Source organism: Peribacillus cavernae (assembly GCF_003989135.1).
Taxonomy (GTDB): domain Bacteria; phylum Bacillota; class Bacilli; order Bacillales; family DSM-1321; genus Peribacillus; species Peribacillus cavernae.
This window is the reverse complement of sequence record NZ_RYZZ01000001.1, coordinates 45,560-58,760: the sequence shown is the minus strand read 5'-3', so window position 1 is coordinate 58,760 and position 13,201 is coordinate 45,560. Positions and strand designations below refer to the sequence as shown.

Genomic DNA, 13,201 nt, shown 5'->3' with positions numbered 1-13,201 from the left:
ACCAGATAAATAGAAAAGGAGAATGAAAATGTCTATTACAACAGAAATACAAACACTTAAAAATTTTATTGGAGGCAAGTGGGTTGCTTCCACTTCTGAAAAGACTGAAGTAGTGCCAAACCCGGCTACAGGGGAAGCGCTTGCTCATGTTCCCATCTCTAATCGCGAGGATTTAGATCGAGCAGTAGCTGTGGCGGAAGAAGCATTTCATACATGGAAAAATGTTGCTGTCCCAAAGCGGAGCCGTGTTTTGTTTCGTTATCAGCAATTACTTGTGGACCATTGGGATGAATTAGCCCGTCTTATTACCCGTGAGAATGGAAAAAGCTACGATGAAGCATATGGAGAGGTTCTTCGCGGCATTGAATGCGTGGAGTTTGCCGCTGGGGCACCAACTCTAATGATGGGATCACAGCTTCCGGACATTGCAACAGGAATTGAATCGGGTATGTATCGATATCCGATTGGAGTAGTCGGCGGGATTACACCGTTTAATTTCCCAATGATGGTTCCTTGCTGGATGTTCCCGCTGGCGATTGCTTGCGGAAATACGTTTATTTTAAAACCCTCTGAACGCACACCGCTGCTTGCAAGCCGCTTAGCCGAGCTATTCCAAGAAGCAGGTCTGCCGGATGGTGTTCTGAACGTTGTACATGGAGCTCATGATGTGGTCAATGGAATTCTTGATCATGAACAAGTGAAAGCAGTCTCCTTCGTAGGTTCTCAGCCAGTTGCAGAATATGTGTACAAAAATGCAGCGGCCAACGGAAAACGTGTTCAAGCTCTTGCAGGTGCAAAAAACCATACCATCGTTTTACCTGATGCCGATCTTGATCTTACAGTGACGAACATTCTTGGTGCAGCCTTTGGTTCTGCCGGTGAGCGTTGCATGGCTTGCGCGGTTGTTGTCGCGGTTGGTGATATTGGGGACAAATTGGTTGATGCGTTAGTAAAGGCAGCAGAAGAAATAAAGATCGGCAACGGCCTGGATAAAGGTGTTTTTCTCGGTCCGGTTATTAGAGATTCGCATAAAGCACGAACAATCCAATACATTGAAAAAGGCGAAGCAGAGGGAGCCCAGCTTGTAAGAGACGGACGTAATGATGAAGCGATCAATGGGCAAGGTTACTTTGTCGGCCCCACTATTTTTGATCAGGTGAAACCAGGAATGGAGATTTGGAATGACGAAATTTTTGCGCCGGTGCTATCGATTGTTCGGGCTAACGATTTAACCGAAGCTATCAATATAACCAATCAGTCTGAATTTGCCAATGGTGCGTGTCTGTTTACCGACAGTGCTAAAGCTGTACGCCAGTTCCGTGATGAAATCGACGCAGGGATGCTTGGGATCAATATGGGAGTTCCGGCACCAATGGCCTTCTTCCCGTTTTCCGGATACAAGAAGTCGTTTTATGGAGACTTGCATGCCAATGGACGTGACGGCGTGGAATTTTATACCCGCAAAAAAATGTTAACAGCCCGATATTAAACGAGAGGGTGTGTAAAGCGTGGCGAAATTTTTAAAAACAGGGAAGAGCAAGGAAGAGATTGCTACACTAGAAGCAAAAGTGTATGAGACGGTGAAAAGTTTGCTCGGGGATATTGAGGAAAACGGAGATCATGCCGTTCGCAATTATTCAGAGCAATTTGATAAGTGGTCCCCTGAAAACTTCAGGCTTTCACCAGAACAGATTGAAGAAGTCATAAAAACGGTACCTGAAGAAACCATTCAGGATATTAAGTTTGCACAAGAACAGATTCACGGTTTTGCAAAAACCCAAAGAGAGGCGATTCGTGATATTGAAGTGGAGACTCTTCCTGGAGTGATCTTAGGACATAAAAACATACCGGTTGAAAGTGTCGGTTGCTACGTCCCGGGCGGCAGATATCCAATGGTCGCCTCTGCACACATGAGCATATTGACTGCTAAAGTAGCGGGTGTGAAACGGGTCATCGGGTGCACACCGCCTATAAATGGGGAAATTCCAGCAGCAACGGTAGCAGCCATGGCTTTAGCCGGTGCAGATGAAATCTACATTTTGGGCGGGGTACAAGCAATGGCGGCGATGGCGCTTGGCACAGAAACAATCGACGCTGTCGATATGCTGGTTGGTCCGGGAAATGCCTACGTGGCCGAAGCAAAACGCCAGCTGTTTGGCCGGGTGGGCATTGATCTTCTCGCTGGACCGACTGAAGTGTTGATCATTGCGGATGAGACAGCCGATGCTGAAATGGTAGCAACCGACATCCTCGGACAAGCAGAGCATGGACCCACCTCACCAGGAGTGCTGATTACAACATCTGAATCATTAGCTCACGAAACGATAAAAGAAATTGAAAGGCAATTGGAGACATTGGCTACCGCTGAGGTGGCGCGGACAGCCTGGGAAGAGAACGGGTCAATTATTCTAGTAGATTCCCTGGAAGAAGCCGTCATTGAAGCGGATAAATTGGCCTATGAACACGTCGAGGTGTTGGCGGAAAACCCGCGTTATTTCCTGGAGAAGCTGACCAATTACGGAGCTTTGTTCCTCGGACCGGAAACCAATGTTGCGTATGGTGACAAAGTAATTGGAACCAATCATACCTTGCCTACGAAAGGTGCGGCCCGTTATACGGGCGGCCTGTGGGTCGGAAAGTTTCTGAAAACATGTACCTATCAGGAGTGCACACCGGAAGCCAGCGCCGTAATCGGAGAATATGCGGAACGTCTATGTAATCTTGAAAACTTTGCCGGCCACCGGGAACAGGCCCTGTTGCGTGTTCGCCGTTACGGAAAAGTAAATGTATAAGCTGAAATAAGTGAAAAAGTGATAGTCAGGGGGATGCCTGGCAGATAAACAAAAAACTCCTTTTTGTTCTGCCTTGAGCATCCCGCCTGATTCAATCTTGCCAGCTTTTTGTAAGGAAAAACAGATTTCTTCATCCTTCTGACAGAAGTAGAAGGGAATTTCCAGGTTAAGATTTTTGAATTTTATGAATACGGAGGTGCGGCCAGTCTTTTTTGGGAAGCCAATATTCCAAAACGGCTGATTCCCGGAAGCATTGCACTTGGTGCACTTTCTTTTACGATGGATGCACTTCCGGGTACTCCGCAAATTCAGAATGTAATTCCAACAGGCGTTTATAGTTTAATCGGGCTGGTGTAAACCTAATTTTAGTGAAGGTTCATCCAGGTTAAGATATTTTGATTATAAAGGAGCATGAACACTCTTGAAAGAGTGTTCATGCTCCTGATTTGACCAAATCCTACATAATATCAAACTCGTCTCTCAAAGCTCTCTTTCCTTTTTCGGTAAGATGAACGGCCCGATTATTGGATTCCTTATTAATCCAGCCCTGTTCGAAAAAACGAACCGCAATGGCCTCTCCCAGCCATCCGGAGATGTGATAGCGCCGTTCACTCCAATCAAGACAAGGCTTTGCAAATATCCTCCTTGTGTTGGCGGCTTCCTCAAGATTGATTCCAAATGCAGAAAACCACTTCTTCCCCTGTTCTGTAACAAGATATTCTTCTTTTGTAAGTGTTATAATCCCGCGATCAAGCAGGGCATCGGTTATTTTGACACCAAGTTCTCCTGCAAGATGATCATAACAGGTCCGGGCATATCGCAATTGTCCTGAGTTGACTGACTGCCGTAATGAGCGGATTTGAACAGGTGGTGCAATTGTCCCTATTTTTTCAAGAACTTCGGCTACCTCTTGACTTGCCAGCCGAAAGTAGCGGTGCCTGCCGTGTTGCTCAGAAATAAGCAGCTTCCCATCGACCAGTTTCGCGAGATGAGAACTGACGGTTGGATGCGAAACCTGGGCGATGTATGCCAATTCGCCAGCTGGAAGGGCCTGACCGTTCATTAAGCAATCGAGGATTTTCGCCCTGGCAGGTTCGGCTATTAACTTTGCAATATATGAGATATCAGGATATACATTCATATTTCGATGATACCCTAAATGGATTTATATTACAATTAGCTTGTCGAAAGAAACGAGGAGGATTTATAATGAATGAAATAGACATCATCGTAATGAATTTGAAAGAAACACGCCGGCGCTCGGTAAAATTATGGGAGTCACTTCCTGATGAATGGATCACCTGGCAGCCTGACGAGGAGGCACTGTCTTTTGGGGAAATGATCCGTCACGTTTGGGGTGCAAGCTATCATTACCATATGGTTTTACTTAATAATGGATCTCTTAAAATAGAAGAACCCGCTCCATTTGAGCAAGAACCGATTTCTTCCGTCAAACGGGAAGCCGAATTATCGGAGCCTTACTTCAATGATTTTATCGCGTATGTACAGTCTCTCCATCCAGAGGAGTTGCATTTAAGACTCGTTGATAGAAGTGATGTCGGGTATCAGCGCTATTTAGGTGACATGCTGTTGCGGATAGCCTACCACGATGCAGTACATGCGGGACAGTTTTTACAATATATACGCCAGGCTGGTTTGGAACGGCCAAATATTTGGGATTGACTACGAATTAAAGATCGGAGAAATGATATGAAAATACAGTACCTACCTGGAATTATGTAGCTGTTCATATATATGGGGAATGTAGGATAATAGAAGACAAGCAAAAAATGAAAAATATGATTGAGAAAACGGTCAACTTTTATGAATCGTCGATGCCAATTCCGTGGAAAGCCGAACTTGATGACAAATTTACAGATGGTTTAATGAATGGGATTGTTGGTTTTGAGATTAAGATAAATAAGATCGAGGGGAAATGGAAATTAAATCAAAATTATTCCTTGCAAAGACAGCAAAATGTTATCGAGGGGTTAAAAACTAGTCCGCAATATGGTGCTGAAGAAGTTGTAATTGAAGAATGTTTATGAGTGTTCAATATAACTGTTATTGAACTACCGGTGCTTAACTTAAAGATCCGGCTGCTGCTACACCTTTAACTAAGGTCAAAGTTCTTTTGAGAGTAAACAGAGAAAAATTTACAAAGAATAAGACCATTACTCATGAAAAATGGAGATGGTTCATATGTCAGATACAAATCAAATGCCGCGGGAAGAAGGAATAGACCATAGTTTAAGCCTTATAAGAGAAGGATATATGTACATTTCGAACAGACGCCACAGTTTTAATTCTGATATTTTCGAGACCCGATTGCTTGGAAAGAAAGCTATCTGCATGGGAGGAAAGGAAGCTGCAGAAGTTTTTTATGACACTGAGAAATTCAAAAGGAAAGATGCAGCGCCAAACCGGGCGATCCAAACATTGTTTGGCAAGAACGGTGTTCAGGCGTTAGATGAACAGGCCCATAAGCATCGCAAGGAAATGTTTATGTCGATCATGTCCCCTGACCAACTTGAAAAACTGACCGATATTACAAAAAAACAGTGGGAGGCAGCAGTTGAAAAATGGGGACAGATGGATAAGGTTATTCTTTATAAAGAAGCGCAGGAAATTATGTGCAGGACAGCCTGCCAGTGGGCAGGTGTACCGGTACAAGAAGACGAAGTCAAGAAGCTGACAAAAGATTTGGCGGCGATGTTCGAGTCGGCGGCTGTAGTTGGTCCAGCTCATTGGCTAGGGAGAAATGCCCGAAATCATGTAGAAAAGTGGATCGGAGAACTCATTGATAGAGTTCGTGATGGGAAAGTGAATCTCCCTGAAGATACCATATTACACAGATTTGCCTGGCATCGCGATCTGGAAGGGAATTTTCTAAATACAGAGACAGTTGCCGTGGAAGTGATCAATATCTTGAGACCGATTGTGGCGATCGCTATATATATCAATTTCATTGCATTAGCAGTTCATCATTATCCGAAGGAAAGGGAGAAACTTAAATCCGGCGATGAAAAATATGCTCAGATGTTTTTACAGGAAGTTCGCCGTTTTTATCCATTTTTCCCCTTTGTCGCAGCACTGGTAAAAAAAGATTTTACATGGAATGGCTATAAATTTGAAGAAGACACATTAACTTTGCTGGATCTTTATGGAACAAATCATGACCCTGAAATTTGGGAAAATCATGATATGTTCAGCCCTGATCGGTTTGCCAAATGGGAAGGAAGCCCTTTTGACTTCATCCCACAGGGTGGTGGCGATTACTTTATGGGACATCGCTGTGCCGGTGAGTGGGTCACCATGGAAGTCATGAAAGTGAGTCTTGATTATCTAGCAAATCGAATGGATTATGAAATTCCTGACCAGGATTTAAGTTTCAGCATGTTCAGCATGCCAAGTATTCCCCGCAGTAAAGTAGTACTCAAAAACGTTAAACGGAGAATATAATTTTCATTTCATTGAAATTCCTTCTCTATTGTAGGCGCCAACGTTCTATAAACACAATGAAAGAGCGTAGGCCTATTGCCTACGCTTCTTCTAACCTAGAGGTTTATGTGCTATGGAGAACAGGAACATTCGTCTACGTTGAAGTGAGGATTCCTATCCTGGCTTCCCTTATAGAAAATGACTCAGAATTAATAACTTCTTCTGTTAATGGCAAGATAGATTAGTCGGAATCTGCCCTTTCTTCCGTTCACAAATCATTTTCTTCATTATCTGTATCATCGTTTGTATAGATCAGCTCGTTATAGAATGTCGCCATGGAAGTTGCGATATAAGGAGCGAGCCACAAGATACCGATTCCTAATGTAATCACACAAAGTATACCCCATCCGATAAAGCTTAAGTTCATTAAAAAGAATTTCCATTTGTAGCCCTTCATTCTGTTTTTGCTCTCGGTTATTGCTTCAAGTACGGTAAATTCCGGGTGATCTCGAAGCAGGAAAAATGTCTGCGAGTAGGATAACGATTTTATAATACCTGGAATAATGAGCAATAAAGACCATAAAAATACGAAAATAGCAACTAGAATCGATGCACCGATTACTTTAAAAGAGGTTCTTCCATCCTTATAGATGGCAAACACCTGGGAAATTTGCGGCCCTTCTAATCTTGATAGAGTAAGATAAAACCAGTAAGCGGAAGTAGATAATGGAATTAAGGCAATCGTAATTACAATATTAAGTATGTCCGCTGCAATTGGTATTTGTGTTTGCGAAGACCAATTCGTAAACCCACCACTAATGATGATTTCAACTAACGATGGCAAGATCGTAGTGAGTAAGAACAAAATAAACGTTAGTAAAACAGCTACTCCCCATTGTCCTTTTAATGATGTTCTGGCTTGCTTCTTGATTTGAGAAATCGACATATTCATCTTAAGACTATCCTCCTTTGAATAGTAAAATTGTACCATAACAATCTTTTTTTTACATCTGTTAATTTGATTCATCGTCCAATTTCCCCTGATATCATTGTCTGTATGGGTTTAAATAGGAAAGAAGTTATGAATGATTGTAGTGATTGAAAGGACGTTTAGATAAGAGTTGGAATAAAGGCAGTTAAATTAAGGAGAACGAAATTTCAATTAACTTTCCATGGCTTGGGGGTATTTGCACATCTCGATGGGCGAGCTCAAGTCATCTTCTTTCATTTTATGTAGCGTCTTTTGTTTTATGATATGTTGTTCGATTTTGAACTTTAAATAAATCGATAGGAACCATTATACAGGTCACGAATACGCACAATTTCATATAAAGCTCCCTGATAAGTGTATATAAACATTTTACATATATTTTATAAGGCCTTCCCGAAGATTATAGATTCATTTTTGGAAAGATGGAAATGAAATGATGAGTTTGTAAATATAATTTACAAGGATGTTTCATACCGATTTCATCCATTCACCTCCTCAGCTTTCCAGTAAATATCACTAAAAGATTCTGAAAAAGCTTTTACTGAATTGGAAAGTTCGGTCAGGTTATTCTCCACGCCGCCAAATTCTATTAACAATGCTCTATCAGCAATGTCCTGATTATAGATGCCATTTCCTTCACTTTTTCCTTTGATAAAAACGCCGCGGCTAAGACCAGGATATTTCTCTTCAATTTTCTTATTTATTTCTTTTGCATACTCTAAATTCTTTTCAAAGTTCTTATGTTCTTTTCCAACAATGAAAAACAGCCTTGCATAGTCTGTTCCTTTTATAGTTGTTGTTGTAATTCTTCTCGGTTGTGAATCTCTATGAATATCGATTAATATTTTCAAGTCTTTATTTGACGCCATTGCTTCCTGGACCTTTTCACGTGATAAACTGTAGGCCGTATTGTAGTCAGCTATTTTTTCGGTGCTGTGTTCTACACCTATTCCTTTATTATTTAACTCTTCCTCTAGTTTATCCCCGACAGCAATGACATTTGCTCTTTGATCAGTACTTACTGCTTCATCAGCCTTTTTTGCCCCTTTAATAAGCGGAAGGTATGATTCCCAGCTATGTGAATGATAAATATAAACTGTTTTTTCCTTCGGCGTAACCAATGATTTTTCTTTTCTTGGGCTATCGTTTTGTTTTAAGTTATCAGCAATCTCTCTTTCTTTTAGATAAATTTCTGAAGGCGGCCCCGATTCAATTGGCAAATTGGTAATATTGGTCCCTTTTCCTGCCACTGCGATCTCTGTATTGTAAATCGATAGCCCCGGCAGTTCCCTGCCAAGCAAGGTTCGGGTATCATGTAATTGAAGATTTGTTAATGATTCAAAAGCTAACTGAAGAAATGATGGCGACTCCGTGCTTAGTTCTTTGTAAAAATAGTGGTTCTCACTGTTTAAAATGCTCATCAATACCTGATTCATCGAAGAATTTCCGAAGGTGTCATGTACCGTCTTAGAACTTAGATTCAAAGGAGACGTGACTAGCAGAGCAGTTGTTGAAAAAATGGCTATCATCCCTATAAGGACAAAGTTGAATAGTGAAATAAAAATTTTAGGTGGTCTGTTTTTTTTGATCATAGAATTCACTTCCTCCGTATTAAAGGATATGTGCAATCCGGTAGATTTAGAATCTCTTATTTTACAATTGGCCAGGTTACAAAAAAATTTTAATAGAGGTGAGATTAATGATTCTCGATGTAAAAGGTGAACCGGGAATGGACCCGGTAGTGGGCATGCTGTTTTCGATGTTCGATGGCAATTATAGGCGGTTAAAATCTATTGTTGCCGGTATGTCCCAGGAAGAGCTGGATTATAAAGGTCCAAACTTGCAATATAACAGTACGGCGCAATTAATTAGACATTTGGCATATGTAGACCTGAATTGGTTTTATAGAATAAAGGGAGAGCAAATACCTGAATTTCTGGAAGAAAAGTATGGGCCGATGCTGGATGAAAATAATGGAATCCCATTGATACAGGGAATCTCAGTAGAAACCCTTATTGCTGAGTATGATGAAGTGTTCGATAAGTTTAAGTCTCTATCTTATCAGTTAACTGACTCGCATTTGAATCAAACTGTGGATTATGAAAATGAAGACAAAGCAACGATCCGCTGGGGAATCTGGCATATCGCCGATCATAACAGATACCACCAGGCTCATATTAATCAACTCCGGAAATGGTACGAAGGGGAGCTATCTTGAGGAGGCACCATACATGAATCATTGTCCACCCGTGGGTATCACCAAGGATGTTATCGCTTCGACGGGAAGGCAAGACACTGCCCTGTGACAGGCTGCTTGCACCTAAAACAATTGCCGCAGACTTTCCAGGCTTTGAAATGGCAGAAGGCGTTCCGGACCAGTTCTGGTCTACCGGAATAAATCTTTTGTCGGAAACTGAATTTGTTGCTCTGGCGGAAGAATTTATTAAGTGGTGCCAATCATTACAAGAAATGAAGATTTATATTGTATCTCATGAGTGTTTTAATCCAGTTAAGAACGTATCAAAATGAGGATGGCGGCTTTGGAAATGGTATAGAGCCAGATTTTTGGTTACCACACTCATCTCCTATGGCAACATGGGCAGCAGGGCAAATATTGATGGAAGCAGTAAATTATCTAATGAATAAGACTGAAATGGACCAACATGAAATTAACAACTTCCAGCAATTAATCAAAATAATAAAACGGCACAGCCGCTTTTGAAGCTAAGACTCAATATTCATTGAAAAGTGTTGCTGAAAAAATAATGGTCCTCGCGGAGCAATGCGTGGATAAGGATGTTTCCACTTGGACAAAAGGCTATAAAGCTCTCCCTTTAGATTTTATTGATACTCCTGAGCATCCACTATGTACAAGGTTTGGTCCACTAGTTGAAAAAAATCTGAATTTGTATATTGAACAAATGTCTGAAGAAGGAATGTGGGATATTTCCTGGAGCTGGGGGAGTTATCCAGAAAATTTCGAAGCTGCTAGGATATATTGGAAAGGAATTCTTGCTGTCAATAGATATAAGCAGTTAAAGGCATTCGGCTGTTTGGAATAGAAGTTCTTTCTTAACATAGTGTTTTTAAAAAAGCCTTTGGACTTAGCGTTTCCAAAGGCTTTATTTCTGTTAATCTTGTTTTTCTTGGATAACCAATAAAACACCCATAAGAATTAAAATTGATCTTATCCAAAACATTCCGCCTATATTTTCTCCAAGGATAAGCCACCCAAGTAATGAGCCAACTAAAGGTTGAAGAAAGAACAATAACCCTCCACTTGTTGCATTCATCAATTGTAATCCGCGATTCCACAGGATAAATGCACAAGCTGTTGAAACAATTCCCAAATATAAGACTCCACCCCAAATAGTAGGATGACGCAGTTGAGAGATATTCATTTCATCTAAATGTCCCACAACAAAAGGTGTTAGTGTAATGATCGCAACTAAGATAGAATAGGCAGTCACTACAAGTGGAGAATAGTGACTTGGAACGCGTTTTAAGAGTACTGACATCAGAGCCCATGTTAAGGCAGCAATAAGCAGCGAAATGCCGCCAAGTTGGTTGGACACATCGATCTGACCGTTTCCAACAATAAGGAATACTCCTGCTGTCGCTAACCCAACAGATATTCCCTTTTTAAAGTTTAACCGTTCCTTAAGCAAGAGCCGGGCAAAGATAACCATAAACGCTGGTGTTGAGGACGTAATAATTGCTCCCGTTTGTGCCGAAGATAAGTTCGTACCAATTTCCTGCATAACAATCGAAATAGTATTGCCGATTATTCCGATGGCTATGATTAACTTTTTGCCAGGCCAATAATAAGAAGTGCTAAAATAGCCACTAAATACCGCATCCAAACCAGTTCCAATGGCGGTATAACCGATACTACAACCTTAACAACGACATACATACCACCCCAAATGCTGGCAGCTAAAGCTAAATAAATCGAACCTAACCAGGTGTTTTTCATTTTGTACCCTCCGTATTTAAGTTTAGGACAATACATGCCCCTAACGGAGAGAAGTAGTCACCTTTACTCCACTAAGGGCGGAAAGGTACTACTGGTACATCATTTTCAAATAACGGGGTCCAAAACATGATTCTTCACCTCTGTCTCATATTAAGTATACTAATTATAGATAATTCTGTTAAATCGGTAAATCAGTAGTATTTTGAATTTAGCCTATCTTTTCGCCAGAGAAGGCGAAAAGAGGAAAACTTCCAGAAACACCACTTGACCAAATTGAACTTACAATTCGAGTATTTCATTATTATATCATTAAAATTTGTAAATTTTCAGTCTGCTTTTTATTCCACTTTATGGTATTCTTAAAAATACCATAAAGTGGAGGTGAAAGAAATGATTGATTACCGAATTATAAGAAAAGAAAATTACACAGGAAAAATTGGCGAACTAGTTTCTATGCTTGAGCATACCAAAGCGGTAACTCCAAATTCCAATAATAAACACTTTTTTGTATTCATCCTTAATATCCAATTTTCTATTTATGTATGCTGATCGATTAGATTATCAATTTCATCTGACAACGCTAAATGAGTTATTGAGGGTTTCCAAAGAGGAAATTCGTATTTTTCCTTTAGTGGATTTAGGAGGAAAACGATATAAGCATCTAGATCAATTGGTGAGTTACCTCGAAGAAAATGGCTGTTCCGTAGAAGAAGTGAAAGTCAACTATGAATTTCAGACAAATGCCAATTCGATGTTAAAAATAAGAAAAAGCTAGTAGAGTAGGGCGGAGCGTTGCCCTTATCCATTAAAATAATACCTATTGCAGTATTTCAAGCTTCAACTAAAAATTGGTATAATTAGTTAAAAGGAGTGTCCTATGAAAAGGCTGAGTAATTTATCTATTATATTTGCAGTCATTGGTGTACTTCTCTTTGTCTTTGCATCCTTTTTTCCAAACTCTTTTGAAGCACTAATAGCATCAGGATTTGGTTTTTTATTTATCGGTTTGTTATTAAGTTTTGGAGCTATGTTTAAAAGAGAAAAAGGTAAAACAAAGTTTTTATCCGTTGTCGCATTTTTTCTCTTTAGTTTTATTATTGCTTGGAATGAACCGTTTCAAATTGTAAGGTTATTAACCTGGCTAAAAAATTAAGCAAATACAAGATTAATTAATTGTCCTTTTTAATCAAAACGTAGATAGCAGCTAGATAGCAGCTGTAACTTTTAGGATTACCGGTATGATATAGAGAATTGCTATAAGGTTGTGAAATGTTTTTCGTTCTTGATATGTTAGGATTAACCAAATATCCATATAAAAGGACTGATTTATTATGCAATTATATTTAATTAACAGCATTAGAACAAATAATTTTAATGACGAGAAAACGATGGAAAAGATCAAAACTATGTGGGAAAAAGCCTCCCGCAGTCTGACACAACATCAAAATAGTATATATGGTGTTTATTATGATTATGAGACTGACTATAAAGGAAACTATTCATTAGGTGTTGGTATTGAAGATAATGGGACATCCTTTATAGAAATACCAAATACGGAGCATTACAAAATATTCAGTGTAGATACAACTGATGAACAAGGAATACTTAAAGCCTGGAGCAGGATTTGGAGTTTAGAAGAAGCAGGTACATTAAAACGAGCTTATACGTTTGATTATGAAAAATATTATCCGAATGGAGAAATTGAAATATATATCGCAATAAAATAATTTCCACATTACGAGTGGAGGAGATTATATGCAGCAAAAGGATCTCTTTTTGCAACAACTTTCTGCTTGTTATGATCAAAACAGTTGGTTTGTATCACTTTCTGGTGCAACTGATGGGCTTTTACCTGAGCAAGCTTCTCTCAAGGGATCGGGGACGTCAAATTCTATTTGGGAAATAGTAAATCATCTGTTGTTTTATAATCACTTGTCTAAAAAAATTTTTAATAATAAGGTTGCTTTGCTCTATAGGTTAGATTATTATCAAATTAGATAA

The 13,201-nt window shown here is 39.9% G+C and carries 14 protein-coding genes and 3 pseudogenes; 13 read left to right on the top strand and 4 right to left on the bottom strand.

Annotated features, from left to right (window positions below):
- Positions 1–28: 28 nt before the first annotated feature.
- The 3 genes and pseudogenes from ELQ35_RS00290 to ELQ35_RS23610 all read left to right on the top strand — a co-directional run.
- Positions 29–1,489 (top strand): CoA-acylating methylmalonate-semialdehyde dehydrogenase, encoded by a 1,461-nt coding sequence (locus ELQ35_RS00290; RefSeq protein ID WP_126862864.1) that lies wholly within the window; start codon positions 29–31, stop codon positions 1,487–1,489.
- A gap of 19 nt (positions 1,490–1,508) precedes the next feature.
- Positions 1,509–2,792 (top strand): histidinol dehydrogenase, encoded by a 1,284-nt coding sequence (gene hisD, locus ELQ35_RS00285; RefSeq protein ID WP_126862863.1) that lies wholly within the window; start codon positions 1,509–1,511, stop codon positions 2,790–2,792.
- Positions 2,793–2,981: 189 nt separating this feature from the next.
- Positions 2,982–3,119, top strand: a pseudogene (locus ELQ35_RS23610) (GntP family permease); the annotation flags it as partial.
- Positions 3,120–3,249: 130 nt separating this feature from the next.
- On the opposite strand, the gene ELQ35_RS00280 reads toward ELQ35_RS23610, so the two are convergent.
- A complete protein-coding gene (locus ELQ35_RS00280; RefSeq protein WP_126862862.1) occupies positions 3,250–3,933 on the bottom strand; it encodes an ArsR/SmtB family transcription factor in 684 nt (227 codons plus the stop codon).
- Between the two features lie 68 nt (positions 3,934–4,001).
- Here ELQ35_RS00280 and ELQ35_RS00275 point away from each other — a divergent pair, with 68 nt between their 5' ends.
- From ELQ35_RS00275 to cypC, 3 genes and pseudogenes are all read left to right on the top strand, one after another.
- Complete coding sequence (locus tag ELQ35_RS00275) at positions 4,002–4,475, top strand: DinB family protein (RefSeq protein WP_126862861.1); 474 nt, start codon at positions 4,002–4,004, stop codon at positions 4,473–4,475.
- 44 nt (positions 4,476–4,519) lie between these two features.
- Positions 4,520–4,840: pseudogene (locus ELQ35_RS00270) on the top strand (FMN-binding negative transcriptional regulator); the annotation flags it as partial.
- Positions 4,841–4,994: 154 nt separating this feature from the next.
- Positions 4,995–6,254, top strand: coding sequence for a CYP152 family fatty-acid peroxygenase CypC (gene cypC / locus ELQ35_RS00265; RefSeq protein ID WP_126862859.1), 1,260 nt, complete (start codon positions 4,995–4,997; stop codon positions 6,252–6,254).
- 247 nt (positions 6,255–6,501) lie between these two features.
- Here the strand turns inward: cypC and ELQ35_RS00260 are convergent, their stop codons facing one another.
- Positions 6,502–7,185 carry a DUF975 family protein gene (locus ELQ35_RS00260; protein WP_307364324.1) on the bottom strand — a complete coding sequence of 228 codons (684 nt, stop codon included), beginning with the start codon at positions 7,183–7,185 and terminating at the stop codon, positions 6,502–6,504.
- 518 nt (positions 7,186–7,703) lie between these two features.
- The gene (spoIIP, locus tag ELQ35_RS00255) at positions 7,704–8,816 is read right to left on the bottom strand and encodes a stage II sporulation protein P (RefSeq protein WP_246025912.1); all 1,113 of its coding nucleotides are present in this window, start codon (positions 8,814–8,816) and stop codon (positions 7,704–7,706) included.
- Positions 8,817–8,923: 107 nt separating this feature from the next.
- On the opposite strand from spoIIP, the gene ELQ35_RS00250 reads away from it, so the two are divergent.
- The 3 genes from ELQ35_RS00250 (at position 8,924) to ELQ35_RS00240 (ending at position 10,286) form a co-directional block, all read left to right on the top strand.
- Positions 8,924–9,442 (top strand): DinB family protein, encoded by a 519-nt coding sequence (locus ELQ35_RS00250; protein ID WP_185861587.1) that lies wholly within the window; start codon positions 8,924–8,926, stop codon positions 9,440–9,442.
- A gap of 47 nt (positions 9,443–9,489) precedes the next feature.
- Positions 9,490–9,753 (top strand): hypothetical protein, encoded by a 264-nt coding sequence (locus ELQ35_RS00245; RefSeq protein WP_126862858.1) that lies wholly within the window; start codon positions 9,490–9,492, stop codon positions 9,751–9,753.
- A gap of 257 nt (positions 9,754–10,010) precedes the next feature.
- Positions 10,011–10,286, top strand: a complete 276-nt coding sequence (locus ELQ35_RS00240) for a hypothetical protein (RefSeq protein ID WP_126862857.1) — start codon at positions 10,011–10,013, stop codon at positions 10,284–10,286.
- 69 nt (positions 10,287–10,355) lie between these two features.
- Here the strand turns inward: ELQ35_RS00240 and ELQ35_RS00235 are convergent.
- A pseudogene (locus ELQ35_RS00235) lies at positions 10,356–11,200 on the bottom strand (DMT family transporter).
- 390 nt (positions 11,201–11,590) lie between these two features.
- Here ELQ35_RS00235 and ELQ35_RS22405 point away from each other — a divergent pair.
- The 4 genes from ELQ35_RS22405 to ELQ35_RS00215 all read left to right on the top strand — a co-directional run bounded on the left by ELQ35_RS22405 (position 11,591) and on the right by ELQ35_RS00215 (position 13,201).
- Positions 11,591–11,749, top strand: a complete 159-nt coding sequence (locus ELQ35_RS22405; RefSeq protein WP_185861621.1) for a hypothetical protein — start codon at positions 11,591–11,593, stop codon at positions 11,747–11,749.
- Positions 11,750–12,077: 328 nt separating this feature from the next.
- On the top strand, positions 12,078–12,353 hold the full coding sequence (locus ELQ35_RS00225; protein WP_126862856.1) for a hypothetical protein: 276 nt from the start codon (positions 12,078–12,080) through the stop codon (positions 12,351–12,353).
- Between the two features lie 178 nt (positions 12,354–12,531).
- Complete coding sequence (locus ELQ35_RS00220) at positions 12,532–12,927, top strand: GyrI-like domain-containing protein (RefSeq protein WP_126862855.1); 396 nt, start codon at positions 12,532–12,534, stop codon at positions 12,925–12,927.
- 28 nt (positions 12,928–12,955) lie between these two features.
- Entirely contained in the window at positions 12,956–13,201 is a 246-nt protein-coding gene (locus ELQ35_RS00215; RefSeq protein WP_126862854.1) for a hypothetical protein, read from the top strand.